The organism is Methylopila henanensis (assembly GCF_042681025.1).
GTDB lineage: Bacteria > Pseudomonadota > Alphaproteobacteria > Rhizobiales > Methylopilaceae > Methylopila > Methylopila henanensis.
Map to the genome: position 1 here is coordinate 112,328 of NZ_JBHUER010000013.1, position 12,282 is coordinate 124,609.

Below are 12,282 nucleotides of genomic sequence, written 5' to 3' on the forward strand. Positions count from 1 at the left end.
CGCGCCCTCCCGCAAAAGGCGCGGCGGTTGCAGGCTTTGCCGCTTGCGGCCATCGTGTCGCAGCGGTCCGGCGACTCGTCGCGAGGCCCGCCACGCATCCCGCCCCGGCGCGCTTCCGCCGCGCCGCAGCCGACCGAGCCGCTCCCATGACCGCTACGCCCGCGCCCCGCCGTTTGCTGACGATCGTGCTCGCGGCGGGCGAGGGGACGCGCATGCGCTCCGGCGTCCCTAAGGTTCTGCACAAGGCCGCGGGGCGCTCGCTGGTCGGCCATGTGCTGGCGACCGCGCTCGTCGCCGGCTCCGACGCGCTTGCGGTCGTGGTCGGCCCTGGCCGCGAGGACGTGGCCGAGGAGGTCGCGGCGCTCGCGCCGGAGGCGCGGGTGTTCGTGCAGACGGAGCGCCTCGGCACCGCCCACGCCGTGCTCGCCGCCCGCGAGGCGCTGGCGGGGGGCTTCGACGACGTGCTGGTGGTCTATGGCGACACGCCGCTGGTGCGCTCCGAGACGCTGTCCCGGCTGCGCGCCCCGCTCGCCCGCGGGGCGGGCGTCGTGGTGCTGGGCTTCGAGGCGGGCGACCCGACCGGCTACGGGCGGCTGATCTCGCAGGGGACGAGCCTTGTCGCGATCCGCGAGGAGAAGGACGCGAGCGACGAGGAGCGGGCGATCAAGCTCTCCAACGCCGGCCTGATGGCGATCTCCGGCGCTCATGCGATCGCGCTGCTGGAGGGCGTCGGCAACGCCAACGCCAAGGGCGAATTCTACCTCACCGACGTGGTCGAACGGGCCGTGCTCGCAGGCCTCGCGGTCGCGGCGGAGGCGGCGCCCGAGGCCGAGGTGCAGGGCGTCAACGACCGCGCGCAGCTCGCCGCCGTCGAGGCCGAGCTGCAGCGCAGGCTGAGGGCCGCGGCGCTGAAGGAGGGCGCGACCCTGATCGCGCCGGAGACGGTGTTCTTCTCCCACGACACGAAGCTCGGGCGCGACGTGACGGTGGAGCCGAACGTGGTGTTTGGTCCGGGCGTCACGGTCGAGGACGGCGCGGTGATCCACGCCTTCAGCCATCTCGAAGGCGCGCATGTGGGCCGGGGCGTCTCGGTCGGCCCGTTCGCGCGGCTCAGGCCGGGCGCCACGCTCGGCGCCAAGGCGCGGGTCGGCAACTTCGTCGAGGTGAAGAACGCCGCGGTCGGCGAGGGCGCCAAGCTCAACCACCTCACCTATGTCGGCGACGCCGAGGTCGGGCCGCGCGCGAATCTCGGCGCCGGCACGATCACCTGCAATTACGACGGCGTGTCCAAGTTCCGCACCGCGATCGGCGCCGACGCCTTCGTCGGCTCGAACTCCACCCTGGTCGCGCCCGTCGCGATCGGCGAGGGCGCCTATGTCGGCGCCGGCAGCGTGATCGTGGAGGACGTGCCCGCCGACGCCCTCGCCATCGGCCGCGGCCGCCAGGTCACCAAGGAGGGCCGCGCGGCGAAGCTCAGGGCGATGCAGAAGGCGAAGAAGGCGGGCGCGTAAAACCGCGTCGTCCCGGCCGAAGAGCCGAGATCGTCGACCGAGGCGCCGCTCTGTGGCCGCCTGAGGAACGATCCCGGCCCGGCCTGCGGCCGTCCGGGATGACGCGCCCGTCACATCCCGTAACACGCCTTGACTTGGTCCGCCCTTCAGTCGCCGCTAACGACCCGCTGGTAGGATCGTGACGCGGGACGGGTAAGGAGCGAACCAGCCTCATGTGCGGCATCGTTGGAATTCTCGGCAGGGCGCCGGTCGCGCCGCAGCTCGTCGACAGCCTGAAGCGGCTCGAATACCGCGGCTACGACAGCGCGGGCGTCGCGACGCTGGACGACGGACGGATCGTCCGGCGCCGCGCCGAGGGCAAGCTGCGCAACCTCGAGGCCTCGCTCGACGCCTCTCCGCTCGACGGCGCCGTCGGCATCGGCCACACCCGCTGGGCGACGCACGGCGCGCCGACGGAGGCCAACGCGCATCCGCACGCGACCGACCGGGTGGCGGTGGTCCACAACGGCATCATCGAGAATTTTCGCGAGCTGCGCGCCGAGCTTGAGGCCGACGGCGCGACGTTCCAGAGCCAGACCGACACCGAGGTCGTCGCCCATCTCGCCTCGCGCGAGCTCGTCGGCGGCGCCTCCCCGCGCGAGGCGGTGCAGGCCACGCTGAAGCGGCTGCGCGGCGCCTTCGCGCTCGCCTTTCTGTTCGCCGGCGAGGACGACCTGATCATCGGCGCCCGCCGCGGCAGCCCGCTCGCCATCGGCCATGGCGATGGCGAGAACTATCTCGGCTCCGACGCCATCGCGCTCGCGCCCTTCACCGACAGCGTCACCTATCTCGAGGACGGCGACTGGGTCGCGCTGACGCGCAACGCCGTCGAGATCTTCGACGAGAGCGGCGCCACGGTCGTCCGCGCCGGCGTCCGCGCCTCGGCCGCGGCCATCGTGGTCGACAAGGGCAACCACCGGCACTTCATGGCGAAGGAGATCGCCGAGCAGCCGGAGGTGGTGGGCCACACGCTCGCGCGCTTCATCGACATGAGCGCCGGGCGCATCCGCCTGCCGGAGGGCGCCGACGTCGATTTCGCCAAGCTTGACCGGCTGGCGATCTCCGCCTGCGGCACCGCCTTCTACGCCGGCCTCGTGGCGCGCTACTGGTTCGAGAAGTTCGCGCGGCTGCCGGTCGACATCGACATCGCGTCGGAGTTCCGCTACCGCGAGCCGCCGCTGTCGCCGGGCGGGCTCGCCCTCGTCATCTCCCAGTCCGGCGAGACCGCCGACACGCTCGCGACGCTGCGCCATTGCCGGGCGCAGGGCATGCGCATCGGGGCCGTGGTGAACGTGCCGACCTCGACCATCGCGCGCGAGGCGGACCTCGTGTTTCCGACCGTCGCCGGCGTCGAGGTCGGCGTCGCCTCGACGAAGGCCTTCACCTGCCAGCTCGCGGTGCTGGCGGCGCTCGCCATCAAGGCCGGGCGCGACCGCGGCGTGCTTTCGGTCGAGGACGAGACCAAACTCGTCTCCGCGCTGGTGGAGCTGCCGCGCCTGATGGCCGAGGCGCTCCGGCTGGAGCCGGAGATCGAGAAGCTCGCCACCACCTTCGCCAAGGCGCAGGACGTGCTCTATCTGGGGCGCGGCACCAGCTTCCCGATCGCGCTCGAAGGCGCGCTGAAGCTGAAGGAGATCTCCTACATCCACGCCGAGGGCTACGCCGCCGGCGAGCTCAAGCACGGGCCGATCGCGCTCGTGGACGAGAGCGTGCCGGTCGTGGTGCTGGCGCCGTTCGATCCGCTGTTCGAGAAGACCGCGTCGAACATGCAGGAGGTCGCGGCCCGCGGCGGCAAGATCGTGCTGTTCACCGACGCCGAGGGGGCATCCCACGCCGGCGACGCCTTCGCTGTGCTGACCCTGCCGACGGCCTACGCCTTCGTCAGCCCGATGCTCTACGCGCTGCCGATCCAGCTGCTCGCCTACCACACGGCGACCTTCATGGGCACCGACGTCGACCAGCCGCGCAATCTCGCGAAGTCCGTGACGGTGGAGTGAGGCCTCAGCGCTCGTTCTTCAGCCGCCGCCGCGCGGCCTCGCCGCTCTCAAGGCGCAGGAACGCCTCCTCCGCCGGCGCAGGGTGGCCGAAGTAATAGCCCTGCATCGCCGGGCAGCCGAGCGCCTTCAAGGTGGCGAAGTCCTCCGCCCGCTCGATGCCCTCCGCGACGACCTCGAAGCCGAACGCCTCGCCGAGCCGCAGAATGGCCTGCACCAGCATGCGGTTCTCGCTCGAGGCGGCGATGCCGTCGACGAAGCAGCGGTCGATCTTCACCCGGTCGACGCGCAGGCGGCGCAGCGCGCCGAGCGACGAGTAGCCGACGCCGAAATCGTCGATCGCGATCCGGACGCCGGCCTCCGCGAGCGCGGTGAGCTTGCCCTGCACCGCCTGGATGTCGAGCGCCGTCTCCTCCGTGATCTCGATTTCGAGCATCGCGGGCGGGGCGCCCTGCCGCCGAAGCTCCCTCAGCACGAGCTCGTCCACCGCGATCTGGGACATCTCGCGCGGCGAGACGTTCATCGCCACCCGCACGTTCGCGTGCCCGGCCGACCGGAGCGCGCGGATCATCGCGCAGACCTCGCCGAGGATGAAGCGCATCAGCGGCTCGGCGAGGCCGGCGAGAGAGGCCGTCGCCACCAGTTCGTGCGGCGCGATCCATCCGTGCTTCCGGTGGCGCCAGCGCACCAGCGCCTCGAAGCCGCCGAAGCGCGACCCACGGTCCGCCATGACGGGCTGGAACCAGACCTCCACCTCCCTGTGCGCGAGCGCGCGGGCGAGGTCGCGCTCGACGTCGCGGCGCATGTCGAGCCGGGCGCTGAGGTCGTCGTCGAAGAGGTAGAAGCGGTTCCGTCCCGACAGCTTGGCGGCGTAGAGGGCGGCGTCGGCCGCGCTCAGCATCGCGTCGATCGAGGGTGTCTCGCTGACATGGACGCCGATGCTGACCCCGATGCGGCCGGAATCGAACGCGGCGAAGGGAATCGAGACGGCGGCGATGAGCTGCTGCGCCACGATCGCCGGCGGATTTCCGCCCGCCTCCGGCTCGTAGAGCACGGCGAACTCGTCGCCGCCGAGCCGTGCGAGCGCGACGTCGGACGGCAGCGTCATCTGAAGCCGGCGGGCGACCTCGATCAGGACGTTGTCGCCGGCCTTGTGGCCGTAGGTGTCGTTGACGGCCTTGAAGCCGTCGAGGTCCAGCAGCATCAGGCAGAGCGGCGTCCGCGCGAGAGCCGTCCGGCGCTCGGCCTCCTCCAGAAAGCCGCTGCGGTTCAGCAGCCCGGTCAGCCCGTCATGCGACGCCCTGCGGCGCATCTCGCCCGCGACCGTTGTGGCCTGGTCGCGCGCGACCTCGAGCGAGTGCGCGAGCGACGTCGCCTCGTTCTTGAGCCGGCTGGATTCCCGGACCTGCTGCTCGCTCTCGCGGCAGGAGCGGATCAGCGCCGCGAGATAGAGCACCACGGTCGCGGCGAGGCAGTTGCGGTCGAAGCCGCCGGCGGCGACGAGGCAGGCGACCGTCGAAAGCAGCGGCGGCGTGATGAAGCAGATCGGAATGCGCGCATAGGCGAAGCCGTGGGTCACGGCGCCCGCGGTGATGCCGCAGACGATCGTGAGGTAAAACAGCGTCTGCGGCGAGGTGAAGCCGTCGCTGAGCGTCGGGATGCAGGCCCAGACCAGCCCCGAGCACAGCGCCAGGATCCAGTGAAACCGCAGCCGCTGATCCACGTCGGGCAGGCGGAGCAGGCGGGCGTCGCCGTCGCTCCGCTCCGGCAGACGGCACAGGACGATCCGAAGCGCGTTGACGACGCTGGAGGCCGCGAACCAGATCAGGCCCGCGCCGGCATGGCCGGAGCGCCACGCCACCAGGGCGGCGGTGGCGCCAAGCGCGACGTTCACCGGAATCGAGATCAGGACGCTGCGGCGCACCGCCGCCAACTGGTCGGCGCGAATGAGCCGCGGCAGCGGCTCGACGGCGGGAGCGGCCTCCTGGACGTTCCGTTCCAACCAGGGCATGCAGTCGTTTCCACCACGCTGGAGCGCCGTCCACAGCCTAGCGGCGTTCGCGCCGATACAATCACGACTTTAGGTTAACATCCGACGAATTGCACGCGTGGAGCCCGTGCGATCCCACGGATCGCGGAGGTGACGGCGGCCATGGTCATCGCCGCGGCGTCGATGGTCGCGTTCCGACGTAAAGCGCGCCCGCCGCGACCAGCGCCGCGGCCGAGGCGAGCGCGATCGGCGGCGCGCTCGACAGGGCGACGATCACGACCGACAGCGCCATGCCGGCGAAGGCGAGCATCTTCGCGCGGAGCGGGATCACGCCGTCGCGTCGCCAGGCGACCACGGTCGGCCCGAACCGGGGATGCGTCAGCAGCCAGCGCTCCAGCCGCGGAGAGCCGCGCGCGAAGCAGGCGGCCGCGGCGATCAGGAAGACGGTTCCGGGCATCACCGGCAGGACGAGGCCGACGATCCCGAGCCCGACCAGGACGAGGCCCGCCGCGATCCACGCGCCGCGGGCGACGCGCCCGGCGGCCGCGCGGCTTGCGCCCGGCGGCGTGGGCTCACCGTCCGCTCCCTCGTTTCGCCGCATCGCCGCTCCACATGCTATGAGCTGATTTGTGCGCCGCGGCACGGAGTTGTTCAAGCCGCCCCGCCGCACGGCACGGAGCTCCGACGCGCATGACGGAACCGCTCGACAAGACGCTCGCCGCGCTGGGCGAGCCAGCGCCCGCGCCGAAGCCGAGCGGCGGGGCGCGCATCCGCACCTACTTCCTCACCGGCCTCGTGGTCGCGGGTCCGGTCGCGATCACGATCTGGATCACGCTCTGGCTGATCGGCCTGATCGACGGCTGGGTGAAGCCGCTGATTCCGCCGGCCTGGAACCCGGACAGCTACCTGCCCGTGGCGGTGCCCGGCTTCGGCGTGCTCGCGGCCTTCATCGGGCTCACCGTGCTTGGCTTCTTCGCCGCCAACCTCGTCGGCCGCACCGTCGTGCAGTCCGGGGAGCAGGTGCTCAACCGGATGCCGGTCGTGCGTTCGCTCTACAAGGGCGTGAAGCAGATCTTCGAGACAGTGTTCAAGCAGGACGGCACCAGCTTCCGCCGCGTCGGCCTGATCGAATGGCCGGGGCCGGGGCTGTGGTCGCTGTGCTTCATCACCGAGCCGGCGCGCGGCGCGCTCGCCGCGGGCCTGCCCGGCGCGGACCATGTCTGCGTGTTCGTGCCTTGCACGCCGAACCCCACCACCGGCTATCTCGTGATGATGGAGGCCTCGAAGGTGACGGAGATCGACGTCACCACCGACGACGCCTTCAAGCTGATCATGTCGATGGGCATCATCCAGCCGCAGGAGCCCGCGCCGCCCGTGGCGCCGCCGCCGGCGCCCAACCTCGCGGCCGGCGCCAAGCCGGAGATCGTCGCGGCGCAGGGCTGACGCCGCGGCGTTGCGGGCGTTCGCGCGGCCGTGGTAGAGCCCGACGCGGTCCGGCGCCTGGGCGCCGCGGCCGCCGCACGTCTCGCTTGGATCAAGGCCGCAATGTCCGTCGACGAAAGCACTGTCCGCCGCGTGGCGAAGCTCGCCCGCATCGCGGTCGAGGATCACGAGGTCCCGAAGCTCAAGACCGAGCTCGACGCCATCCTCGCCTTCGTCGAGGAGCTGTCGGAGCTCGACGTCGACGGCGTCGAGCCGATGACGAGCGTGACGCCAATGCGGCTCAGGCTGCGCGAGGACGTCGTCAACGACGGCGAGAACGCCGAACGGGTGCTGGCGAACGCGCCCGCCCGCGAGGGCGATTTCTTCGTCGTGCCGAAGGTCGTCGAGTGACGCCCGCTTCTCGTCCCGCGCCCCGACCTGCCGACTGACGGTTTATCGATGTCCGATCTCCTCGATTTCACTTTCGCCCAGGCGCGCACCAAGCTGGCGGCCAAGGATTTTTCGGCCGTCGAGCTGACCCGCGCCTATCTCGATGCGATCGAGGCCGCCCGTCCGCTCAACGCCTATGTGCTGGAGACGCCGGAGGTCGCGCTCGCCCGCGCGGCGGAGTCCGACGCCCGCATCGCGAAGGGAGAGGCCGGCGCGCTCGAGGGCCTGCCTCTCGGCGTCAAGGACCTGTTCTGCACCTCGGGCGTCCGCACCACCGCCTGCTCCCGGATCCTCGGCGACTTCACGCCGCCCTACGAATCCTTCGTCACGCAGAAGATGCGCGACGCCGGCGCCGTGATGCTGGGCAAGCTCAACAACGACGAGTTCGCCATGGGCTCGTCGAACGAGACCTCGGCCTTCGGCGCGCCGGTGAACCCGTGGCGCCGGTCCGGATCGGACGCGCCGCTCGTCGCCGGCGGCTCGTCCGGCGGTTCGTCGGCCGCCGTCGCCGCCCGCATCGCGCTCGGCGCGACCGCGACCGACACCGGCGGCTCCATCCGCCAGCCGGCGGCCTTCACCGGCACGGTCGGGATCAAGCCGACCTACGGGCGCTGCTCTCGCTGGGGCATCGTCGCCTTCGCCTCCTCGCTCGACCAGGCCGGCCCGATCGCGCGCGACGTGCGCGACGCCGCGATCCTGCTCGGCGCCATGGCGGGACACGACCCGCGCGACTCGACCTCGGCCGATCGCGAGGTGCCGGACTTCGAGGCCGCGGTCGGCCGCTCGGTGAAGGGTCTGAGGATCGGCCTGCCGAAGGAATACCGCGTCGACGGCATGCCCGCCGAGATCGAGGCGCTGTGGGAGCAGGGCGCGGCCTGGCTGCGCGCGGCCGGCGCCGAGGTCGTCGAGGTGTCGCTGCCGCACACCAAATACGCGCTGCCGGCCTATTACATCGTGGCGCCGGCGGAGGCTTCGTCGAACCTCGCGCGCTACGACGGCGTCCGCTACGGCGCGCGGGTCGCGGGCCGCGACATCACCGAGATGTACGAGAACACCCGCGCGGCCGGCTTCGGCTCCGAGGTGCGCCGCCGCATCATGATCGGCTCCTACGTCCTGTCGGCCGGCTACTACGACGCCTATTACGTCCGGGCGCAGAAGGTCCGCACCCTGATCAAGCGCGACTTCGAGACCGTGTTCGCGGGCGGCGTCGACGCCATCCTGACGCCGGCGACGCCCTCCGCGGCCTTCGGCGTGGGCGAGATGGCGAACGCCTCGCCGGTGGAGATGTACCTCAACGACGTCTTCACGGTGACAGTGAACATGGCCGGCCTGCCGGGCGTCGCCGTTCCCGCGGGCAAGTCCTCCGACGGCCTGCCGCTCGCGCTGCAGCTCATCGGCCGCCCGTTCGACGAAGAGACGCTGTTCTCGACCGCGGCCGTGATCGAGGACGCCGCCGGCGGCGGCTTCACGCCCGAGCGCTGGTGGTGAGCGGCGGCTGACCGCCGCGCCTCAGGCGGCGTTCATCGCTTCCGCGACGCCCGCGACCGACAGCAGGCGCGCCGTGGTGGTGGAGCGGAGCGAGGCCTCGTCCGCCCGGATCGCGTCGACGAACCTGCGGCGGTCGACGATCGCGTCGATGACGTCGGACGCCGCTAGCAGGTCGATGACCTGTTCGCGGTTCTGCAGCAGGAAGCGCCGGCGATCCCAGCGGAACCCCTGTTTCTGCACGCGCCATTGCGTCGGCAGCCGGCGGAACGCGTCGAACGATTCGCGCAGCCGCACCTTGTTGAACGCGCCGGAGAACTTGCGGCGGTAGCCGTCGCCGAGGAACGCGGTCAGCCGCACGTCGAGCAGGGGGCTGCGGTTTTCGATCGACGACATCATGGCGTTGCGGTCGTTCTGCCAGAGCCATTCGCCGAGACGTCCGCGTGAGGCGTCCGCCCGCAGCGCCGCGTCAAAGCCGAGGTCGTTCGACGACAGCGGGTTCGGCGACGGCAGCGCATCGGCGTCGAAGCGCGCCACGGTCTTCAGGAACGGCCGCACCCGGTCGGTCGGGCGTCCGGCGATCGCCGCCGCCATCTCCTTCAGCCGCCGGGGCTCCGCGCGCGCGACGCCGAACAGCCAGCCGAAGTCGCGGCGCCGCCAGGCTTCCCGGACGGCGAACGGGAAATAGCGGTCCCAGTAGCCGCCGAAGACCTCGTCGCCGCCGGTGCCGTCCAGCACCACGGGGATGCCGTGCTCGGCGACCTTCTCGTACATCTCCGCCATCGCCATGGCGTTGCCGATCAGCGGGAACGGCTTCTCCTGATGGCGGCAGATCTTGAGGAACCGCGCGAAGCTCACGTCGCCATAGCCGAGGTCGAGAACCTCGGGCTTCACGCCGAGGGCCTTCGCCGCTTCGAACCCGTACTGGGCGTCTTCCGAGCGTCCGGTGTCGCCGATGAAGCACCGGAGCTGGTCCGCGCGGCCGGTGGCGTGCGCGATCGACAGCAGGAGCGAGGAGTCGACGCCTCCCGACAGCAGAAGCCCGACGGGTCGGTCGGACACCAGCCGGAGCCGGAGCGCGTCGGCGAGCGCGTCGGTCAGGGACATGGCGGGATCGAAGCCGCTCGGGGCGTCGAAGGAAAAATGACGCCGCTCGCGCATGCGCCACGCAGCGAGGTCGAGCGTGAGCGAGCCGGAGGGCGGCGTCTGGCGGATGTCCGCATGCGCGGTCGTCTGCTCGCCGCCGGGATAGGCGACGCCGTGGACGACGAACGCGGCCAGCGCGCCGGGATCGTGGCGGACGGGGCGGCCGAGGTAGCGGTCGATCACGCCGATGGTCGACGCCGCGCAGAAAGCGTCCTTGTCCATGCGCCAGAACAGAGGCTTCTTGCCGTACCGATCGCGGGACAGATGGACGGCTCCGCCGCGCCAGTCGGCGAAGGCCAGCGCCCACATGCCGTTGATGCGGGCGACGAAGTCCGGGCCTTCGCGCTTCAGGCCTTCGAACACGACCTCGGTGTCGCCGCTCGTGTCGAAACGGACGCCGTGGAACGGCGCTTCGCCCTTCAGGCGCTCATAGTCATAGGCTTCGCCATTGTAGACCAGCAGCGCGCCGTCACGCTCGAACGGCTGGTTCGAGCGGGGATCGAGATCCAGGATCGACAGCCGGTGGTGCCCCGCCGCCCACCACAAGGCGCGCGGTCCATCGGGCGTGTCGATCGTCGTTTCGCCGTAGCGGCACAGCGTGGCGTCGGGTCCGCGGTGAGACATCGTCGCGAAGGCGCGTTCGAAGCGCTGCGGATCGACCGGCCCGTCCCGCCGCACCACGAAAAAAAGTCCGCACATCGCGTCGAGCCTCCAGCGCCTCACAGGTCGGCCGCTTTCGCAGCGCGGCGCCGACGTTGCGCCGGGCCCCGCGTCGTGTATGCCTGCGGCGAAACCAAGTCGATGCCTTTGTAGTGCCACATGACCCCACCGCCCAACCCACGCCCCGTCTACGCCTCCATGGACGAGGTCCGCGCGGCGATCGACGCGCTGGATGCGGAGCTGATGCCGCTGATGGCCGCGCGCGCCCACTGCATCGCCGAGGCGGCGCGCATCAAGAACGACCCGGAGGTCGCGCTGGTGCCCTGGCGGGTGGAGGAGGTCGCCCGGAACGCGCGCGCGCTCGGTGAGCGGCACGGGCTCGACCCGGACCTCGCCGAGAAGCTGTGGCGCGCGATGATGGCCGAGTTCATCGCGCACGAACGCACGCTGATGGAGCAGGCGGTCGCCGGACGCGCGGCGGCGACATGACCGACGATCGGCACGGCCCGCCCGAGGATGTGGACAGGCTGCTCGCGACGCCCGCTCTGGCCGACGCGCTCGAGTCCGATCAGTTCAAACAGTTTCTGGACCATGTCCCGATCGCGATCCTCGTCGGCGAGGTCACAGAGGCGGGCGAGCGGGTCGTCTACCTAAACCTCGAAGCTCTGGAGCGGCTGGGCGTCGGCGAGGACGAAGTCGTCCGCAAGCCCTGGGAAGCGTTGAACGCCCGCTGGCGGAGTCAGGAGGGGCCGGCCTTCGCCGAAGCCGTGCGCGAAGAGCGCAACTTCATTGGCTCCTTCGCCGAAGGCGTCCCCATGGAGCTCTACGCCTCGCTGATCGAGGACGACGACGGCCGGCCGAAGTTCCGCATCGTCGCGCTGGTCGAGCTGTCGGGCGGCGACGTCGAGGCGAAGCTGCGCGAGAAGGACATGCTCCTCCGCGAGATTCAGCATCGTGTGAAGAACAATCTCCAGATGATCACGGCGTTGATCCGCATGGAGACGCGCAAGGCGGGAGGCCGCGAGAAGGACGCCCGCTTCGACCGGCTCGCCGGCCGCGTGGAGACGCTGGGGCTGCTGTACCAGCAGCTCGCCGAGGGCGAGGACCAAGTCGATCTCGGCTCCTATCTCAGCCAGATCGCGAGTTCGGCGATGAAGTCGCAGGCGGTCGAGGGCGTGAGGCTCAATCATCAGGTCGACGTCATTCCCGCCTCGATCAACGTCGCGATGCCGCTTGGCCTGCTCGTGAACGAGCTCGTCACCAACGCCCTGAAATACGCCTTCGCCGGCCGCGACGAGGGCGAGGTGACGCTGCGCTGCGTGCGCGAGAGCGACGGAGACTGCCTCGTCTCCGTGGTCGACGACGGCGTGGGAATGGGCGACGAGGTCTGGCCGAAGCCCGGCAAGCTCGGATACCTCATCGCCCGCTCGATCGAGGACAACGTCAAGGCCAGGATCCAGGCGTCGTCCGAGCCAGGACGGGGCGTCGCCACGACGGTGCGCTTCCGGCTTCCGTGACGGCCCGCGTCGAGGCGTTGTCTTACGCCGCGACTAGGCGCTAGGAAGACGCTGAAAAAAACTCCAAC

Annotated in this window: 10 protein-coding genes; 7 read left to right on the forward strand and 3 right to left on the reverse strand. The window is 71.0% G+C overall.

What is annotated here, in order from left to right; all coding sequences use genetic code 11:
- Positions 1-146: 146 nt before the first annotated feature.
- Together glmU and glmS are read left to right on the forward strand one after the other, a co-directional pair.
- Positions 147-1,511 (forward strand): bifunctional UDP-N-acetylglucosamine diphosphorylase/glucosamine-1-phosphate N-acetyltransferase GlmU, encoded by a 1,365-nt coding sequence (gene glmU, locus ACFSCV_RS18465; protein WP_378801043.1) that lies wholly within the window; start codon positions 147-149, stop codon positions 1,509-1,511.
- 212 nt (positions 1,512-1,723) lie between these two features.
- A complete protein-coding gene (glmS, locus tag ACFSCV_RS18470; protein ID WP_378801044.1) occupies positions 1,724-3,547 on the forward strand; it encodes a glutamine--fructose-6-phosphate transaminase (isomerizing) in 1,824 nt (607 codons plus the stop codon).
- Positions 3,548-3,551: 4 nt separating this feature from the next.
- Here the strand turns inward: glmS and ACFSCV_RS18475 are convergent, their stop codons facing one another.
- Together ACFSCV_RS18475 and ACFSCV_RS18480 are read right to left on the reverse strand one after the other, a co-directional pair.
- Positions 3,552-5,555 (reverse strand): putative bifunctional diguanylate cyclase/phosphodiesterase, encoded by a 2,004-nt coding sequence (locus ACFSCV_RS18475; RefSeq protein WP_378801045.1) that lies wholly within the window; start codon positions 5,553-5,555, stop codon positions 3,552-3,554.
- 145 nt (positions 5,556-5,700) lie between these two features.
- Positions 5,701-6,135, reverse strand: coding sequence for a YbaN family protein (locus ACFSCV_RS18480; RefSeq protein ID WP_378801046.1), 435 nt, complete (start codon positions 6,133-6,135; stop codon positions 5,701-5,703).
- Between the two features lie 89 nt (positions 6,136-6,224).
- Between ACFSCV_RS18480 and ACFSCV_RS18485 the strand changes: the two genes are divergently transcribed.
- The 3 genes from ACFSCV_RS18485 (at position 6,225) to gatA (ending at position 8,894) form a co-directional block, all read left to right on the forward strand.
- Positions 6,225-6,977, forward strand: a complete 753-nt coding sequence (locus ACFSCV_RS18485) for a DUF502 domain-containing protein (protein WP_378801048.1) — start codon at positions 6,225-6,227, stop codon at positions 6,975-6,977.
- Positions 6,978-7,079: 102 nt separating this feature from the next.
- Positions 7,080-7,367 carry an Asp-tRNA(Asn)/Glu-tRNA(Gln) amidotransferase subunit GatC gene (gene gatC, locus ACFSCV_RS18490; protein ID WP_378801049.1) on the forward strand — a complete coding sequence of 96 codons (288 nt, stop codon included), beginning with the start codon at positions 7,080-7,082 and terminating at the stop codon, positions 7,365-7,367.
- 48 nt (positions 7,368-7,415) lie between these two features.
- Entirely contained in the window at positions 7,416-8,894 is a 1,479-nt protein-coding gene (gatA, locus tag ACFSCV_RS18495; RefSeq protein ID WP_378801050.1) for an Asp-tRNA(Asn)/Glu-tRNA(Gln) amidotransferase subunit GatA, read from the forward strand.
- Positions 8,895-8,915: 21 nt separating this feature from the next.
- On the opposite strand, the gene ACFSCV_RS18500 is transcribed toward gatA, so the two are convergent.
- The gene (locus tag ACFSCV_RS18500; RefSeq protein WP_378801051.1) at positions 8,916-10,736 is read right to left on the reverse strand and encodes an asparagine synthetase B family protein; all 1,821 of its coding nucleotides are present in this window, start codon (positions 10,734-10,736) and stop codon (positions 8,916-8,918) included.
- Between the two features lie 120 nt (positions 10,737-10,856).
- Here ACFSCV_RS18500 and ACFSCV_RS18505 point away from each other — a divergent pair, with 120 nt between their 5' ends.
- Positions 10,857-11,186: a chorismate mutase gene (locus ACFSCV_RS18505; protein ID WP_378801052.1), complete on the forward strand. Its 330-nt coding sequence runs from the start codon at positions 10,857-10,859 to the stop codon at positions 11,184-11,186.
- Entirely contained in the window at positions 11,183-12,214 is a 1,032-nt protein-coding gene (locus tag ACFSCV_RS18510; protein ID WP_378801053.1) for a sensor histidine kinase, read from the forward strand. The genes ACFSCV_RS18505 and ACFSCV_RS18510 overlap by 4 nt, the downstream gene beginning before the upstream one ends.
- The last annotated feature ends 68 nt before the right edge of the window (positions 12,215-12,282 follow it).

What these genes read in the sequence shown, in the direction of transcription:
- ACFSCV_RS18480 (WP_378801046.1), bottom strand. Translation starts at nt 6,135, where the DNA reads ATGCGGCGAAACGAGGGAGCGGACGGTGAGCCCACGCCGCCGGGCGCA.
- gatA (WP_378801050.1), top strand. Translation starts at nt 7,416, where the DNA reads ATGTCCGATCTCCTCGATTTCACTTTCGCCCAGGCGCGCACCAAGCTG.
- ACFSCV_RS18475 (WP_378801045.1), bottom strand. Translation starts at nt 5,555, where the DNA reads ATGCCCTGGTTGGAACGGAACGTCCAGGAGGCCGCTCCCGCCGTCGAG.
- ACFSCV_RS18505 (WP_378801052.1), top strand. Translation starts at nt 10,857, where the DNA reads ATGACCCCACCGCCCAACCCACGCCCCGTCTACGCCTCCATGGACGAG.
- ACFSCV_RS18500 (WP_378801051.1), bottom strand. Translation starts at nt 10,736, where the DNA reads ATGTGCGGACTTTTTTTCGTGGTGCGGCGGGACGGGCCGGTCGATCCG.
- ACFSCV_RS18510 (WP_378801053.1), top strand. Translation starts at nt 11,183, where the DNA reads ATGACCGACGATCGGCACGGCCCGCCCGAGGATGTGGACAGGCTGCTC.
- glmS (WP_378801044.1), top strand. Translation starts at nt 1,724, where the DNA reads ATGTGCGGCATCGTTGGAATTCTCGGCAGGGCGCCGGTCGCGCCGCAG.
- gatC (WP_378801049.1), top strand. Translation starts at nt 7,080, where the DNA reads ATGTCCGTCGACGAAAGCACTGTCCGCCGCGTGGCGAAGCTCGCCCGC.
- ACFSCV_RS18485 (WP_378801048.1), top strand. Translation starts at nt 6,225, where the DNA reads ATGACGGAACCGCTCGACAAGACGCTCGCCGCGCTGGGCGAGCCAGCG.
- glmU (WP_378801043.1), top strand. Translation starts at nt 147, where the DNA reads ATGACCGCTACGCCCGCGCCCCGCCGTTTGCTGACGATCGTGCTCGCG.